The organism is Flavobacterium oncorhynchi (genome assembly GCF_002217355.1).
GTDB lineage: Bacteria > Bacteroidota > Bacteroidia > Flavobacteriales > Flavobacteriaceae > Flavobacterium > Flavobacterium oncorhynchi.
This window is the reverse complement of record NZ_MUHA01000025.1, coordinates 1-15,558: the sequence shown is the minus strand read 5'-3', so window position 1 is coordinate 15,558 and position 15,558 is coordinate 1. Positions and strand designations below refer to the sequence as shown.

Genomic DNA, 15,558 nt, shown 5'->3' with positions numbered 1-15,558 from the left:
ACAAATAAACCTATTAACAATTATTTAGTTTCAGCTTCTTCGAGAGCTTCCCAAAATTCGTAAGCTCTTCTTAAATGCGGGATTACAATTGTTCCTCCAACAAGAGTTGCAATTCCCATCGCTTCCATCATTTCTTCCTTTGTAACGCCTTCTTTATGACTTGTTTCAAGATGATATTTTACGCAATCGTCACAGCGTAAAACTGCAGATGCGACTAAACCTAAAAGTTCTTTGGTTTTTACATCAAGAGCTCCCGGTGCATAAGCATTAGTGTCAAGATTAAAAATTCGCTTTACAATTTTGTTGTTATCAGCAAGCAGTTTTTCGTTCATTTTAGAACGGTAGTCGTTGAATTCTTGAATAATATCAGACATTTTCTTTCAATTTATTTTTATAAACAATTCTAGATATTAGAATACTTACTTCGTAGATAATTAACATTGGTATTGCTACAATAGTTTGGCTCACTACATCTGGCGGAGTTACAATTGCGGCAACGATTAAGATGATAACAACTGCATATTTCCAATATTTTCTTAAAAAATCAGGAGTTACTAAACCTAACTTAGTTAAGAAATAAATGATAATTGGCAGTTCAAAAAATAATCCGCTCGCCAGAATACTCGTTTTTACCATTCCCATATAAGATTCTATTGTAAATTGATTTACAACCATTTTACTTATAGAGAAAGTAGCAACGAAATTTACTGACATTGGTATTACAACATAATAACCAAATATTACTCCTAAGAAGAAAAGTAACGAAGAAGTAAATATAAAAACCTTCGCATTTTTTCTTTCTTTTTCATACAATGCAGGACTGATAAATTTCCAAACTTCCCATAAAATATAAGGAAAACTTAAGATAAAACCAGCCAATAGACACATCCATACAAAAATATTAACCTGTCCTTCCATTTCTGTATTCTGAATAATAAAATTCAATTCAGTAATACAAATACTGTCAGCAAATCCTAATTGATGAGATAAGTCGCAAAACCACTGATAAGTGAAAAAAGTAGGTCTTGTTGGGCCTAGAATAATTTCATCAAATAAATAATCACTAATAAAATAAGTAACAAATGCCATAATACATATAGCAAAAGTACTTCTAACTAATAACCATCTTAGTTCTTCAAGATGATCTAAAAATGACATTTCGCCAAGATTTTTCTTTGCCATTATACGATTCCTTCTTTTAAAATGTCATGTAAATGCAGTACTCCTTTGTATTCGCCGTTGTCTGCAACGATAAGCTGTGTTATAGAAAAATCTTCTAGAATATTTAAGGCGTCAACAGCCATAGTTTCTGAAGATACTAATTTTGGGTTTTTAGACATAATGTCTTTAGCAGTCAAATCTGCAATAGAATCTCTGTCGTTCAGCATTCTTCTTATGTCTCCATCAGTAATAATGCCTACGATTTTATCATTTTCGATAACTGCCGTAACTCCTAGTCTTTTTTCAGAGATTTCGAAAATTACCTTTTTAACAGACGTTTCAGGAGTTACCATTGGTTTTAACGAATGCTCAATCATATCTTTTACGCGAAGCAGTAATTTTTTGCCCAAAGCACCTCCCGGATGATAAACTGCAAAATCTTCAGGTTTAAAATCACGCATTTCCATAAGGCATACAGCAAGCGCGTCTCCCATTACAAGTTGTGCAGTTGTGCTGTTTGTTGGAGCCAGATTAATAGGGCAGGCCTCAGTATCTACGGTGGTATTTAAAACATAGTCAGAACCTTTGGCTAAAGCTGAAGTTATATTTCCGGTAATAGCGATTAAAGTATTTCCGAAGCGTTTTAATAACGGTACTAATACTTTAATTTCAGGGCTGTTTCCGCTTTTTGAAATGCAAATAATGATGTCTTCATTTTGTATCATTCCTAAATCGCCATGAATTGCCTCTGAAGCATGCAGGAACATAGAAGGCGTTCCGGTAGAGTTGAAAGTAGCAACCATTTTTTGAGCAATAATGGCGCTTTTTCCTATGCCGGTAACGATCAAACGACCTTTAGTTTCATATATGCGCTGGGTTGCTTCGAAGAAATTTTCATCAAGAAAATCGATTAACTTTGTAATTGCTTCACTTTCAGAGAGTATGGTTTTTTTGGCAATCGCCAATATATTTTCTTTTGTGATCAAAACAGAATATTTAAAATTTGTATGTATAAAAGAAAGTTGTATCTTTATGTGTTGCAAATTTATACAAAAATATCCATTTAAATAAAGAATGAATTCAAACGAAATTGAAATACATAAGGAATTAAAGAAGTATTTCGGCTTTAGCCAATTTAAAGGCTTGCAAGAGCAAGTCATTACGAGTATTTTAGATAAAAAGAATACTTTTGTAATTATGCCTACTGGCGGAGGAAAGTCTCTTTGTTATCAATTACCCGCTTTAATTCAGGAAGGAACAGCCATTGTTGTGTCTCCTTTAATTGCTTTGATGAAAAATCAGGTAGATGCGATTCGAAGCCTATCTTCAGAAAACGGAATTGCACATGTACTGAATTCCTCACTTACCAAAACAGAAATTGCACAAGTTAAAAAAGACATTTCGTCTGGATTGACTAAACTCTTGTATGTAGCTCCAGAATCTTTAACAAAAGAAGAATATGTTACTTTCTTGCAAAGTGTACCCATTTCATTTGTTGCTATAGATGAAGCACATTGTATTTCAGAGTGGGGACATGATTTTAGACCAGAATACCGGAATCTTAGAAATATAATTAAACAATTAGGTAAAGTGCCAATTATTGGACTTACTGCTACTGCCACACCAAAGGTACAAGAAGATATCTTGAAGAACTTGGATATGGTGGATGCAAATACTTTTAAAGCTTCGTTTAACAGACCTAATTTATATTACGAAGTACGTACAAAAACTAAAAATATTGAGTCGGATATTATTCGATTTATCAAACAACATAAAGGCAAATCAGGAATTATTTACTGTTTGAGCCGAAAAAAAGTAGAATCGATTGCTGAGGTTTTACAAGTAAACGGAATTAGCGCTGTTCCTTATCATGCAGGTTTAGATGCAAAAACGAGAGCAAAACATCAGGATATGTTTTTGATGGAAGATGTTGACGTAGTTGTTGCAACAATTGCTTTCGGAATGGGAATTGATAAACCCGATGTTCGTTTTGTAATTCACCACGATATTCCAAAATCATTAGAAAGTTATTACCAAGAAACAGGCCGTGCAGGTCGTGACGGCGGCGAAGGGCATTGTTTGGCATATTACTCTTATAAAGATGTAGAGAAATTAGAAAAATTTATGTCTGGTAAGCCAGTTGCTGAACAAGAAATTGGTTTTGCCCTTTTGCAAGAAGTGGTAGCTTATGCAGAAACCTCAATGTCACGCCGTAAATTTTTACTTCATTACTTTGGTGAAGAGTTTGACAGCGAAACTGGTGAAGGTGCAGATATGGATGACAATGTTCGTAATCCTAAAAATAAAGTTGAAGCCAAAGATCAAGTGGTTAAATTGCTTGAAATTGTTCGCGATACCAAACATATATATAAGTCAAAAGAAATTGTCTTTACTTTAATTGGTCGTGTTAATGCCGTTATAAAAGCGCATAAAACAGATACGCAGTCTTTTTTTGGTTCAGGTTCAGATCATGACGAGAAATATTGGATGGCTTTACTTAGACAAGTTTTAGTAAGCGGCTATTTGTCAAAAGATATTGAAACTTATGGCGTAATAAAAATCACGAAACAAGGTTTAGATTTTATCAAAAAACCAGTTTCATTCCTGATGTCAGAAGATCATGAATACAGTGAAGCTGATGATGAAGCTATTGTTGCTTCATCAAAATCATCGGGTACTGCTGATGAAGTTTTAATAGGAATGCTGCGCGAACTGCGTAAAAAAGTCGCCAAAAAATTAGGTGTTCCACCGTTTGTTGTTTTTCAAGATCCTTCGCTTGAAGATATGGCTTTAAAATATCCAATTTCATTAACTGAATTGTACAACATTCACGGAGTTGGAGAAGGAAAAGCTAAAAAATACGGAAGCGAATTTGTTACTTTAATCAGCAGATATGTTGAAGACAATGATATTATTCGTCCAGATGATTTAGTAGTAAAATCTACCGGAGTAAATTCTGCCAATAAATTGTATATCATTCAGAATATAGATCGAAAATTACCCTTAAGCGATATCGCTTCTGCAAAAGGACTTTCGATGGATGCTTTAATTAAAGAAATGGAGCAAATTGTATATTCGGGAACGAAGCTGAATATCAAATATTGGGTTGATGATATGCTCGATGATGATCAGCAAGAAGAAATTCACGATTATTTCATGGAATCAGAATCAGACAAAATCGAAGATGCCCTAAAAGAATTCGACGGTGATTACGATATTGATGAATTACGTTTGATGCGTATTAAGTTTATCAGTGAAGTAGCTAACTAGTTATAAGTTAGATATAAAATGAAAAATGTGAGATNNATCTCACATTTTTCATTTTACATCTTACTCAGAATAAATCTCTCCTCGATGTGGTTTCAAAGCATCCCTAACTTGAATCATATTTTCATCAGTTACCACCATAAAAGCTATGGCGTACATATCGTCTATGATTTTAAATCCCGTAATATTTAAAGGAAGTTTTTCGATTGTAATATATTCTTTTAAATGAATTTCATGATGTTCGGCTGTTTTTGCAGAAGCTGGGCCACGAAAATCCCAGATTAGTTTTATTTTTCTTGACATTTTTTTTAAGTGAAAAGATTCAGAGTGGCAAAGGTACAAAGTCTTTTTTAAAGGTTCTAAGATTCTGAGATGCTAAGGTTCTAAGTTTTTTTTGTGTAGAGATGCACTGCAGTGTGTTTACGTAACGTGTGCCCGTAATAGGTTAGACGCACGACAGTATGTCTAACCGTTCTTAAATAAATCTTTTTAATCCCAATAATCTGTGGCTAAAAATAAATAGTAAAGATTTTAGGAAATGGAAAGTTGCTGCATAAATTAACTGCAAAGTGCGCTAAGATTTATTTTTTCTTTAAACATGGAAAACATAAAGTTCGCAAAGTTACGTCAACATAAAGCTTTGCGAACTTTGTATTTTATAAAACTGTATCTAAAAAAAACTTAGCGCACTTTGCGGTTAATTACATAAAGTCAGTTCAAAGTAGTACTTTTGCATCTTCTTTTCATAGAAAGAAAAGCTAATAGAATAAACACAAAAAAATGCCTAAAGAACTTTTACTTCAAGTAACACCAGAAATTGCTGCAAACGAATCATTGCTAAAAGACCATTTGTCTAAGCAAATTAAAATTTCTGCTCAAGAAATTCAGCATGTTTCGATTTTAAAACGCTCTATTGATGCACGTCAAAAAGCGATTAAAATAAACTTGAAAGTTCTTATTTATTTAAAAGGAGAACCGTTTCAGGAAACCAAAATTGAACTACCTATATATAAAGACGTTTCTTCTGCACAAGAAGTCATTGTTGTTGGTGCAGGTCCAGCTGGACTTTTTGCTGCCTTGCAATTAATTGAATTAGGTTTGAAACCAATTGTACTGGAAAGAGGAAAAGATGTTCGCGGACGCCGACGTGATTTAAAAGCAATAAATGTAGAACATATCGTAAACGAAGATTCAAATTATTGTTTTGGAGAAGGCGGAGCAGGAACCTACTCTGATGGTAAATTGTATACGCGATCTAAAAAACGCGGTGACGTTACTAGGATTTTAGAACTTTTGGTTGCTTTTGGGGCTTCAGAAGATATTTTGATTGAAGCACATCCGCATATCGGGACTAATAAACTGCCAAAAATTATTGAAGATATTCGAAATAAAATCATTGAGTTTGGTGGTCAGGTTTTGTTTGATACTCGCGTAACTGATATTTTGGTAAAAAACAATGAAGTCGAGGGAGTTGTAACTCAAAATAGCGATAAAATTCTTGCTAATAAATTAATATTAGCAACTGGACATTCGGCGCGAGATATTTTTGAATTATTAGATAAAAAGAAAATTTTAATTGAAGCAAAACCTTTTGCTTTAGGAGTTCGTGCAGAACATTCGCAGGAATTAATCGATAGTATTCAATACAGCTGTGATTACCGAGGGGAACATTTGCCGCCGGCACCATATTCGATTGTAAAACAAGTAAATGGTCGCGGAATGTATTCGTTCTGTATGTGTCCAGGTGGAGTAATTGCACCTTGTGCTACAAGCCCAGGCGAAGTCGTTACAAATGGATGGTCACCATCGAAACGAGATCAAGCAACAGCAAATTCAGGAATTGTAATTGAGTTGAAGCTAGAAGATTTTAAACCTTTTGCAAAATTTGGCGCTCTTGCTGGAATGGAATTTCAAAAAAGCATTGAACAAAAAGCATGGCATTTAGCTGGACAAACTCAAAAAGTTCCGGCACAAAGAATGGTTGATTTTACACAAAACAAAGTTTCTGCGGATATTCCAAAAACATCATATGTTCCTGGAACAACTTCTGTCGAAATGGGACAGGTTTTTCCAGGTTTCTTATCACAGATTTTACGTGAAGGTTTTAAGGAATTTGGTAAATCAATGCGAGGTTATTTGACTAATGAAGCAATTTTACACGCACCAGAAAGCAGAACTTCATCGCCAGTCAGAATTCCAAGAGATGCTCAAACTTTAGAGCACTTACAGATAAAAGGCTTATATCCATGTGGCGAAGGAGCGGGTTATGCAGGAGGAATTATTTCTGCGGCAATCGACGGGGAAAAATGTGCTTTGATGATTGCAGAAACATTGAAATAAGAGCTTGTTTTTTGTTACAACGTTTTTATAAATTATTTAAAAGTCGCATAGTATAATGTATTGGGTATAAAAAAAATATTGGTTTGTTATTTTTGTAGTAAATAAACCATAGTTTTGAATAGTTAATTTAGTAATTGTTTCGATTCTTTAAACCCTAATTTTAATGAGCAGTTTTTTCTCTAATTTGTTTAATAGAAATAACGACCCAAAGTCGATTGTTTCTTTTGATGTTTTATACGAAGTTTATTCTCATTTATACCACGAATCCAGCAGGTTGAATTTCAAAATGAAAGGAATTCATGACACTGTTTCTGTAACCTTATATTCTGTTCCAGATTCATTTGATCATGATGAGGGAAAAGCAGAAATCAAAAAAGCAGGTTTTAATAATGCATACGAAATTTTAAATGAGGTATATAAAAAGGTAAATATAGGGCCGCTTTCAGATGAAGAGATAAAGGAAGGATTGAATTATTACTACATTCACATCGAATTTTTCTCAAAGCCCGCTCCAGAAATGAAAAAACATTTGAAGCATGTTTTAAATAATTTCATTGTTTTCTTTTGTTGTACAGACAGCATGGAAACAAACGATTTTAAATTACTATATAATAATAGCTATTTTTATGATTATACACGTGGACTTTTAGAACTTAAAGCAGTTGATATAAAAGAACCCACTAATGAAATTCAGAAAATTGGTTTTAAGGATTTTGAAATTGTTTTGCAGGGTATTTGCGAATATTTAGGAGCCGAAATACCTGCAACAGTTGTAAAACCTTCAACAGAAAGTCTAATAGCTGAAAGTACTTCAATTGAGCATTTTCAAGAATTTTTGCGATTGATTTCGAGAGGCGAAATGAAAGAAGAATTGTTAAAAGATCAAGCAAGGACTCTTTTTGAAGCTTATGAGGAAGGAGTTGAGGACTATGATTACGATGATGAGTTTGACTTTTTCGAAGGAATAAACAGCTGGCAAAGCGACTGGAAGTTTGATGCAGAAGAAGCTGAAGCCATAGTGTCTGATTTGATTGATCAAGATTTTAAATTTGATTATCCTGAAGAAACTTACAGTCACGATTTGTTTCCTTATATACAAAAAGAGTTAGCAAAACAAGAATTAGAGTTAATGAGTTATGACACAAAAGGAGACAGCTATTTGTTTTTTGTTGCCAACAAAAATGAAGTCGACAGAATTTTAGAATTGTCAGAATTGACTAAAATAGAAATTGATCAATTGTAAAGTATATTTTTCGCCACGAGTCACGTTTTGTTTTAAATAATTCATGAATTTGTGGCGAAAAAAAAGTTTAAGGAATCAAAATTATTTTTCCAGTGCTTTTTCTGCTTTCTAAAAAATCGTGTGCTGTTTTTCCTTCCGATAGTTTGAATGAAGTTGGTTCTGAAAGTTTGATTTTTTTATCTAATATCCAATTAAATAGTTGATTGGCTCTTTTTATTCTTTCTTCCTTAGAATTTAAATAACTCCACAAATCACCTCCAGTTAAAGTTTTAGAACTGTCCATTAACATTCTAGGATTTACAAATTCAGGATCTCCGCCCGCCATTCCGAAAAAAACAACTTGACCGCATTCTTTCGTAACTTCAAAACTTTGCATTAAAGTACTTCCAATACTGTCGTAAACCACATCGACACCTTTTGGGATTATTTTAAAAAGATCTGATTTCCAATCCTCATTATATAGTAAAACATGATCTACTCCGTGTTTAATTGCTATTTTTGCTTTTTCTGCAGATGAGGTTATACCAATAACATTCGCGCCCAGCAGTTTACTGATTTGTGTTAAAAGTTGACCAACACCTCCCGCGGCTGCATGAATTAGAACAGTTTCGCCTTTTGTGGTTTTATGGCTGTCGGTTGCTAAATAATGTGCAGTCAAACCTTGCAGTAAAACAGAAGCAGCAGTTTCAAAAGAAATATCGTCTGGCAAAGGAATAACATGATTTGTATTAACAGCAACTAATTCAGCATTAGCAAAAGGAACATCGGCAAAAGCCACACGATCTCCTATTTTATAATCTGAATTATTAGAATCAACAACAATTCCTGCACCTTCATAACCAGCAATAAAAGGTGGGTTTCCTTTTAAATGATAATTTCCTTTTCGTCTATAAACATCCGCAAAATTTAATCCAATAGCTTTCATTTCAACTAGAATTTCATCGCTCTTTAACTGCGGATTCGGGATTTCGATATATTCTAAAACATCTGATTCTCCAAAAGTAGAGAAGGTAAGTGCTTTCATTTTTAATGTATTTAAGAATGTAAAGTTCGGAAAAAATCAAAAGAAAAAGTCTCAGAATATTTGAGGCTTAGATTTATTTTCTCTCAGTCGTTCCCAATAGTTATCTATATAAAGGGATTATTAAGATTTTTTGGAGAATGAATAATAGTTAAGACGAATAAGAATAAAAAAAACTGGTTTGTTAGTTTTTGATTTTAGCGGATGGTTTTGTTTTTTTTGATTATCGTAAATTACTAAAAAAAGAACAACGGAATATTTTGTATTAAATAATTGATTGGTAGTATTTTGAATAAAAAATATGTAATTTAGATGTCAGAAAAGTGTGATTTATATTGAAATAGAATTTATTACTGAAGTACATTTTTCAGACTTAAATTAAATTTTTAAAGATTTAGAATTTTTAGCAATCTGTGCAAACAGGCATGAATATTGAGAAAGCAATGTTTATAGAAGAATTTAAATTTTCGAGAACAAAAAATATTAATCTAAAAAAAACATCTTTATGAAAAAACTTACACTTGCAGTCGTTTCAGTTTTAACCTTATTACTTACTTCATGTATGGCATCAAAAGAGAGTAAAAGCACAGCAAATATTTATGATACAACTTGGGAATTAGAATATATTTCGGGTCCTAGAATTGCTTTTGAAGGTTTGTATCCAAATAAAAAACCACAAATTAGTTTTGATCAGAAAGAAACAAAAGTTTTTGGTAATAATGGATGTAATGGTTATAGTGCGCCATATACTTTAAATGGAAAATCGCTGACTTTTGGAGAACCGGGACCAACTACAATGATGTTTTGTGAAGGCGGCGGTGAACAGCAATTTTTAAAACAAATGAGAAAAATTACAAGTTACTCTGTTGATAAAGATGGAAAATTAAATTTAATTCAAGGCGATGTGCCAATGATGAGATTTAAAAAAGTAGCTAAACAATAGTTTTAAAAGGGCATAAAAAAGGGGAAATTAAAAATCATTTCCCCTTTTTTATGTTCTTTTTTTATTTCTTCTTTAGTTTGTCTTTAAAAACTTTTTCAAATTTTTCCAGTTTAGGCTGAATTACCATTTTGCAATAGGGTTGATTCTTGTTGTTTGAATAATAATTTTGATGATAATCTTCAGCTTTATAAAAAGCTTTAAAAGGTTCAACTTTAGTTACAATAGGATTACTGTAAACTTTTGCTTTGTTCAATTCGGAAATAATAGATTCAGCCGCTTTTTTTTGTTCAGTATTTTTGTAAAAAATCACAGATCTATATTGTGTTCCAACATCAGCACCTTGTCTGTTTAGTGTAGTCGGATCGTGGACAGTAAAAAATACTTTGAAGATTTCGTTTATATCTGTTACATTTTTGTCGAATGTAATTTGAACTACTTCCGCATGACCAGTTGTACCTGTGCAGACTTCTTCATAAGTAGGATTTGCATTTTTTCCGCCAGAGAATCCAGAAACAACAGATTTTACCCCATCCAGATTTTCGTAAACAGCTTCAACACACCAATAACATCCTCCGCCAAGTGTAATAGTATCTAGATTTGAAGCTTTTTTAGTTTGCGAAAATCCGTTTAAGGCTAGCGCAAAAAGGGAGATTAAAATTGTATTTTTCATTTTTCAGTTTATTTGTTGTCAGGAATAAAATCCAGAGCGATCGAATTCATGCAATAACGTTTTCCAGTAGGAGCGGGTCCATCATCAAATAAATGTCCTAAGTGCCCTCCGCAGCGGCCGCAAAGCGCTTCGATTCTTTCCATCCCGAGAGAATTATCATTTTTGTAAACCACACTTTTTTTATTGTCTTGCTCAAAAAAGCTTGGCCAGCCGCAGCTGCTTGCGAATTTTGCACCAGATCTAAAAAGTTTGTTTCCGCATGAAGCGCAGTAATAAGTTCCTTTTTCATCAGTATTCCAATATTTTCCGGTAAAAGGCCTTTCAGTGTCAGCTTCGCGCATGACCGCATAAACATCTTCAGGAAGTACTTTTTTCCATGCAGCATTACTCACATTTAATTTAGTTGTGTCAGTATTTGAATAGTATGGATTTCCGGGTTTGCTGATTTTATTTTCCATAGCAGTAACAGTATTTGCAGTTTGTTTTTTAGTATTTTGCCCGCATGCCTGTAAAATAAAAAGTGGAATTAAAAAGCAAAGACTAAGAATTTGTTTTTTTGTTTTCATTTTTTTTAAAGCTTTAATTCTGTTTCTTTTTCAAAGATACGACTACATTTTCCCTTCAAATGTCGTGTATTTTACAATTCAGATATATTTAAGTATGTTTTAACTTTTTATTATCTACGTAAAACTCATCAATACAGTTTTTAAATCTTATTTTTAAAGGATTTTAAAAGAAAAGGTAATATATAGTATGTTGTAAGTCAGTATTTTGTGTAGATTCGAGACAAGTTAAACTTTTCACAATGTCTGCTGAGATTTTTAAGCCATTTCTTTTTTCGTATTTTTGTTTGATTAATGCGCCATATGACAGAAGAAAACGTAATATTAGTTAACCAAAATGATGAGCAGATTGGTTTGATGCCAAAATTAGAAGCTCATGAAAAAGCTGTTTTACATCGTGCTTTTTCAGTTTTTATTTTAAATAATAAAAATGAAATGATGCTGCAGCAGCGTGCACATCATAAATACCATTCTCCATTACTCTGGACTAATACATGCTGCAGTCACCAGCGTGAAGGTGAAACCAATATAGAAGCAGGAAGTCGAAGACTGTTTGAAGAAATGGGTTTTAAAGCGGAGCTGAAAGAATTATTTCACTTTATATATAAAGCACCTTTTGATAACGGTTTGACAGAGCACGAGCTTGATCATGTAATGATTGGGTATTATAATGAAGAGCCTTTAATAAATCCAGATGAAGTTGAAGACTGGAAATGGATGAAAATAGAAGATGTTAAAGCTGATATTGAAAAACAGCCTGAACTTTATACTGTGTGGTTTAAGATAATTTTTGATGAATTTGATCATTATCTCGAAGATCACAAATTATAACCAAAGCTAACCAAACCTAAATGAGAGTAACCATATCAAGAAAAGCACATTTTAATGCTGCACATCGATTACATAGAAAAGATTGGACATTAGAAAAGAACACTGCTGTTTTTGGAAAATGTAATAATCCCAATTTTCATGGTCATAATTATGGTTTAACAGTAAGTGTTACAGGTAAAATTGATCCAGAAACTGGTTTTGTTTTAGATGTGAAAGTATTAGCGGATATTATACTTGAAGAAGTAGAAGTTCCGTTTGATCACAAAAATCTGAATCTGGATGTTCCAGAATTTCGAGATTTGAATCCAACCGCAGAAAATATTGCTGTTGTGATATGGAATAAAATTAGAAAAAGAATTCAGCCTGATTTTGATTTAGAAATCGTGCTTTATGAAACAGATCGCAATTTTGTAACTTATAAAGGAGAATAATAAATGTCATTAAAAATAGGAGATATAGTTCCGAATTTTACTGCAAAAGATAATCACGGGGATATTTTTGAAAGCCAGAGTGTTTTAGGCCGCAAGCCTTTAGTGATTTATTTTTATCCAAAAGATAATACACCTGGTTGTACAACTGAAGCCTGTAGTTTTAGAGATCAATATGAAGATTTTGCGACTTTAGGTGCAGAAGTAATTGGTATTAGCAGTGACAGTGTAAAATCGCATCATAAATTTGCAGATAAACATCAGCTGCCTTTTATCTTACTTTCAGATCAAGATAAAAAACTGCGACATCTTTTTGGTGTACGTAACAACTTGTTTGGTCTTCTGCCAGGACGTGTTACTTATATTATTGATCGAAATGGTGTTGTCATTTATATTTTTGATAGTGTAAATGCATCAAAGCACATTCCAAAAGCATTAGAAATAATTAAAGAGTTAGTACTATAAATAAAATAAAAGCTTTTAGTTTATGTTTATTTAAGCTATTAGTCTCAAAATTAAAATATGAAATCAAGTTTATACCCTTTGCAATTTGAACCAATTTTAAAAGAAAGAATCTGGGGAGGCGAAAAATTAAAAACAATATTAAATAAGCCCATTTCTTCTAAAATTACTGGTGAAAGTTGGGAATTGTCTACAGTAGAAGGTGATATTAGTATTGTGTCTAACGGAGAATTAAAAGGAAAAACATTAATGGAGCTTATTGGTGAAACTCCAAATGAGCTTTTGGGAACAAAAGTTCATGAGCGTTTCGGTAAACAATTTCCGTTGCTTTTTAAATATTTAGATGCAAGAGAAGATCTTTCAATTCAAGTTCATCCAAATGATAAATTAGCAAAAGAGCGTCATAATTCATTTGGCAAAACCGAAATGTGGTATATAATGCAGGCTGATACTGATTCTAGAATTATTGTTGGTTTTAAAGAGAACTCAAGTAAAGAGGAATATTTAAAACATTTAAGAGATAATACTTTAGTTTCTATTCTAGACAATGTAAAAGCAAAAGCTGGAGATGTTTTCTTTTTAGAAACAGGAACTGTTCATGCAATTGGTGCAGGTTTGGTAGTTGCAGAGATTCAACAGACATCAGATATTACTTATCGTTTATACGATTTTGATCGTGTAGATGCACAAGGAAATAAAAGAGAGCTTCATGTAGATTTAGCACTTGATGCAATTAACTACAATAAAGTTAATACACAGAAAGAATACGATTCAAAAACAAACACTTCAAATGTTGTAGTTGATTGTCCTTATTTTACTACGAATTATATTCCATTAGAAAGTAATACTGAAATTTTTAAATCTGGTGAAACATTTACCGTTTATATGTGTATCGATGGAAGTTTTGAAATTGAATATGATGACTTCAAGCATACTTATATAAAAGGAGATACAGTATTAATTCCTGCCGCTGTAAGATCATTTGTTTTGAATGGAAAAGCTTCAATTTTAGAAATTTACATTTCATAGCGTGTAATATAAAGATTATGTGTATTTTTGCAGACGCAAATTAAAATTATAATAAAAATGGCAAACGTTAAAAATTTAAAGAAAGACATCAATTTTGTATTAGGAGATATTATTGAGGCGGTTTACTTGTTTGAAATGTCTACAACAGGAAATCCTACTCCAGAAACGAATGCTTTAGTTGATGAAGCGATTACGGCTTTTGATACTTTGATCACAAAAGTGAATGCAAAGAACGTTGAAAATAAAAAAGCGCACTTCAAACAAATAAATGTTGAATTGGAAGAAACTGCTAATCAATTGATTGCTAAAATCAACGAATTGTAAGCAAAAAAAAGTATAAAAAAGGGCAAAATTATTTTGGTAAAACGAAAAACCGCTTTATATTTGCACCCGTAATGAGGCCGATGTAGCTCAGCTGGCTAGAGCAGCTGATTTGTAATCAGCAGGTCGTGGGTTCGAGTCCCTCTATCGGCTCAACAAAACCATCACAGAAATGTGGTGGTTTTTTAATAATAAAGAGTGGTGTGAAATTTTTTTTGGAATATTAAAAAACAATTTTATCTTTGCACCCGGAAAATAGGCCGATGTAGCTCAGCTGGCTAGAGCAGCTGATTTGTAATCAGCAGGTCGTGGGTTCGAGTCCCTCTATCGGCTCCAAAAGAAAACCATCACATTTGTGATGGTTTTTTTTATTTGTGCCTTCTGGTAATTGTGTTTAGAGGGGTGAAGGATGAGGTTTGTTTCTTGTTGAAGGGATTTGAATTGTGGCTTTGGTTTTTTTTGGAATAAAGGTATGGTACGTTTGAGTAGTAATCGCGAAAAGAAAAAGTATTTCAAGATCGTTGAGGGTTACCTTAATAATGAATTTGAAGACAGGTTAAAGATGTTGTCTAGAAAGCAAGGTCAGATCCTTGTAAAATTGATTTATCGTCAAAGGGGGGGGGGCACGACCTATGAGCTGATAAAGACTTTAAAAAGCGGTTTCAAGGCATTTGTGTCGAATACAACAGCGAATTTATTTGATATAAGTCTAAAAACCGAGTATAAGCCATATATGAAGTAAATGAAGGCTATCTAATAGAAACAATTCTGGTTCGTGCTTTTGAATCTGGGCGTTTGCTCAATCAAACACCAGTTAATCCTGTGAATTATGATAATTTGATGGAGTATTGGGAAGCGAAAGCAAAAGCATTTAATAAAAACTAATACTATAATATATAGTAATCATAGCCCGGCAGGTTTTCAAAACCTGTCGGGTTTGTTTTTATACATATATAAGTGTAAAAATGTACTATAATATATGTACGAGTAAAAAAGGGATGAGATAGGATAGTTTTGAGATTTTGAAAAGGGATTAATTTGCGGAGAAGGCTAGAATCTTTTGTTTTGTCTCTGCAAGCAGAATGATTTATGTTTCGATTTTAATTACGAAGTCTATTTTGAGAAGATAAGCCGAGTTAAAAAGAGAAAACGCGGCTTCTTTGTGTTGGAAGACGATTGGAAAACACCGAAAATCAGCTTTTACTTCCAAGAGTTCGTGTTGTAAAACAAGAAAAACAGCCAAAACAGCTAAGAACTCCTCAAAATAGGAGTTAGAAAA

16 protein-coding genes, 2 tRNA genes and 1 pseudogene are annotated in these 15,558 nt (G+C 32.9%); 12 read left to right on the top strand and 7 right to left on the bottom strand.

From position 1 onward, the window contains the following. Nucleotides 1-20 precede the first annotated feature (20 nt). From B0A75_RS15855 to B0A75_RS15845, 3 genes are read right to left on the bottom strand one after another with little or no spacing between them, the layout of a single operon-like run. Nucleotides 21-374 (bottom strand): carboxymuconolactone decarboxylase family protein, encoded by a 354-nt coding sequence (locus B0A75_RS15855; protein ID WP_089055264.1) that lies wholly within the window; start codon nucleotides 372-374, stop codon nucleotides 21-23. Beyond that, nucleotides 367-1,182 (bottom strand): twin-arginine translocase subunit TatC, encoded by an 816-nt coding sequence (gene tatC, locus B0A75_RS15850; RefSeq protein WP_089055263.1) that lies wholly within the window; start codon nucleotides 1,180-1,182, stop codon nucleotides 367-369. The genes B0A75_RS15855 and tatC overlap by 8 nt, the downstream gene beginning before the upstream one ends. Further along, complete coding sequence (locus tag B0A75_RS15845; protein ID WP_164975037.1) at nucleotides 1,182-2,147, bottom strand: KpsF/GutQ family sugar-phosphate isomerase; 966 nt, start codon at nucleotides 2,145-2,147, stop codon at nucleotides 1,182-1,184. Before B0A75_RS15845 ends, tatC begins: the two co-directional genes overlap by 1 nt. Nucleotides 2,148-2,235: 88 nt before the next feature. On the opposite strand from B0A75_RS15845, the gene recQ reads away from it, so the two are divergent. Continuing rightward, complete coding sequence (recQ, locus tag B0A75_RS15840) at nucleotides 2,236-4,431, top strand: DNA helicase RecQ (RefSeq protein WP_089055262.1); 2,196 nt, start codon at nucleotides 2,236-2,238, stop codon at nucleotides 4,429-4,431. Between the two features lie 60 nt (nucleotides 4,432-4,491). Here recQ and B0A75_RS15835 read toward each other — a convergent pair whose 3' ends face one another. Continuing rightward, nucleotides 4,492-4,731, bottom strand: a complete 240-nt coding sequence (locus tag B0A75_RS15835) for a hypothetical protein (protein WP_089055261.1) — start codon at nucleotides 4,729-4,731, stop codon at nucleotides 4,492-4,494. A 477-nt stretch (nucleotides 4,732-5,208) separates the two neighbouring features. Between B0A75_RS15835 and B0A75_RS15830 the strand changes: the two genes are divergently transcribed. Both B0A75_RS15830 and B0A75_RS15825 read left to right on the top strand, forming a co-directional pair. After that, on the top strand, nucleotides 5,209-6,768 hold the full coding sequence (locus B0A75_RS15830) for an NAD(P)/FAD-dependent oxidoreductase (RefSeq protein ID WP_089055260.1): 1,560 nt from the start codon (nucleotides 5,209-5,211) through the stop codon (nucleotides 6,766-6,768). Nucleotides 6,769-6,931: 163 nt separating this feature from the next. Then, nucleotides 6,932-8,011 carry a DUF6630 family protein gene (locus B0A75_RS15825; protein ID WP_089055259.1) on the top strand — a complete coding sequence of 360 codons (1,080 nt, stop codon included), beginning with the start codon at nucleotides 6,932-6,934 and terminating at the stop codon, nucleotides 8,009-8,011. A 67-nt stretch (nucleotides 8,012-8,078) separates the two neighbouring features. Here B0A75_RS15825 and B0A75_RS15820 read toward each other — a convergent pair whose 3' ends face one another. Then, nucleotides 8,079-9,035, bottom strand: coding sequence for a quinone oxidoreductase family protein (locus tag B0A75_RS15820; protein WP_089055258.1), 957 nt, complete (start codon nucleotides 9,033-9,035; stop codon nucleotides 8,079-8,081). A gap of 502 nt (nucleotides 9,036-9,537) precedes the next feature. On the opposite strand from B0A75_RS15820, the gene B0A75_RS15815 reads away from it, so the two are divergent. Beyond that, a complete protein-coding gene (locus tag B0A75_RS15815) occupies nucleotides 9,538-9,975 on the top strand; it encodes an META domain-containing protein (RefSeq protein WP_089055257.1) in 438 nt (145 codons plus the stop codon). A gap of 61 nt (nucleotides 9,976-10,036) precedes the next feature. Here the strand turns inward: B0A75_RS15815 and msrA are convergent, their stop codons facing one another. Together msrA and msrB are read right to left on the bottom strand one after the other, a co-directional pair. After that, nucleotides 10,037-10,645 (bottom strand): peptide-methionine (S)-S-oxide reductase MsrA, encoded by a 609-nt coding sequence (msrA, locus tag B0A75_RS15810; RefSeq protein WP_089055256.1) that lies wholly within the window; start codon nucleotides 10,643-10,645, stop codon nucleotides 10,037-10,039. A gap of 8 nt (nucleotides 10,646-10,653) precedes the next feature. Beyond that, complete coding sequence (gene msrB, locus B0A75_RS15805; RefSeq protein WP_089055255.1) at nucleotides 10,654-11,211, bottom strand: peptide-methionine (R)-S-oxide reductase MsrB; 558 nt, start codon at nucleotides 11,209-11,211, stop codon at nucleotides 10,654-10,656. 300 nt (nucleotides 11,212-11,511) lie between these two features. Here msrB and idi point away from each other — a divergent pair, with 300 nt between their 5' ends. The 8 genes and pseudogenes from idi to B0A75_RS15765 all read left to right on the top strand — a co-directional run. After that, nucleotides 11,512-12,039, top strand: coding sequence for an isopentenyl-diphosphate Delta-isomerase (gene idi, locus B0A75_RS15800; protein ID WP_089055254.1), 528 nt, complete (start codon nucleotides 11,512-11,514; stop codon nucleotides 12,037-12,039). A gap of 20 nt (nucleotides 12,040-12,059) precedes the next feature. Next, on the top strand, nucleotides 12,060-12,470 hold the full coding sequence (locus B0A75_RS15795; RefSeq protein WP_089055253.1) for a 6-carboxytetrahydropterin synthase: 411 nt from the start codon (nucleotides 12,060-12,062) through the stop codon (nucleotides 12,468-12,470). 3 nt (nucleotides 12,471-12,473) lie between these two features. After that, the gene (locus B0A75_RS15790; protein ID WP_089055252.1) at nucleotides 12,474-12,932 is read left to right on the top strand and encodes a peroxiredoxin; all 459 of its coding nucleotides are present in this window, start codon (nucleotides 12,474-12,476) and stop codon (nucleotides 12,930-12,932) included. A 57-nt stretch (nucleotides 12,933-12,989) separates the two neighbouring features. After that, nucleotides 12,990-13,958 (top strand): type I phosphomannose isomerase catalytic subunit, encoded by a 969-nt coding sequence (locus tag B0A75_RS15785; protein WP_089055251.1) that lies wholly within the window; start codon nucleotides 12,990-12,992, stop codon nucleotides 13,956-13,958. Nucleotides 13,959-14,015: 57 nt separating this feature from the next. Continuing rightward, complete coding sequence (locus tag B0A75_RS15780) at nucleotides 14,016-14,282, top strand: hypothetical protein (protein WP_068843886.1); 267 nt, start codon at nucleotides 14,016-14,018, stop codon at nucleotides 14,280-14,282. A gap of 76 nt (nucleotides 14,283-14,358) precedes the next feature. Then, nucleotides 14,359-14,432: transfer RNA gene (locus B0A75_RS15775), tRNA-Thr, on the top strand. Between the two features lie 106 nt (nucleotides 14,433-14,538). Further along, nucleotides 14,539-14,615, top strand: a tRNA-Thr gene (locus B0A75_RS15770). 127 nt (nucleotides 14,616-14,742) lie between these two features. Further along, a pseudogene (locus B0A75_RS15765) lies at nucleotides 14,743-15,164 on the top strand (DUF4294 domain-containing protein); the annotation flags it as partial. Nucleotides 15,165-15,558 lie beyond the last annotated feature (394 nt).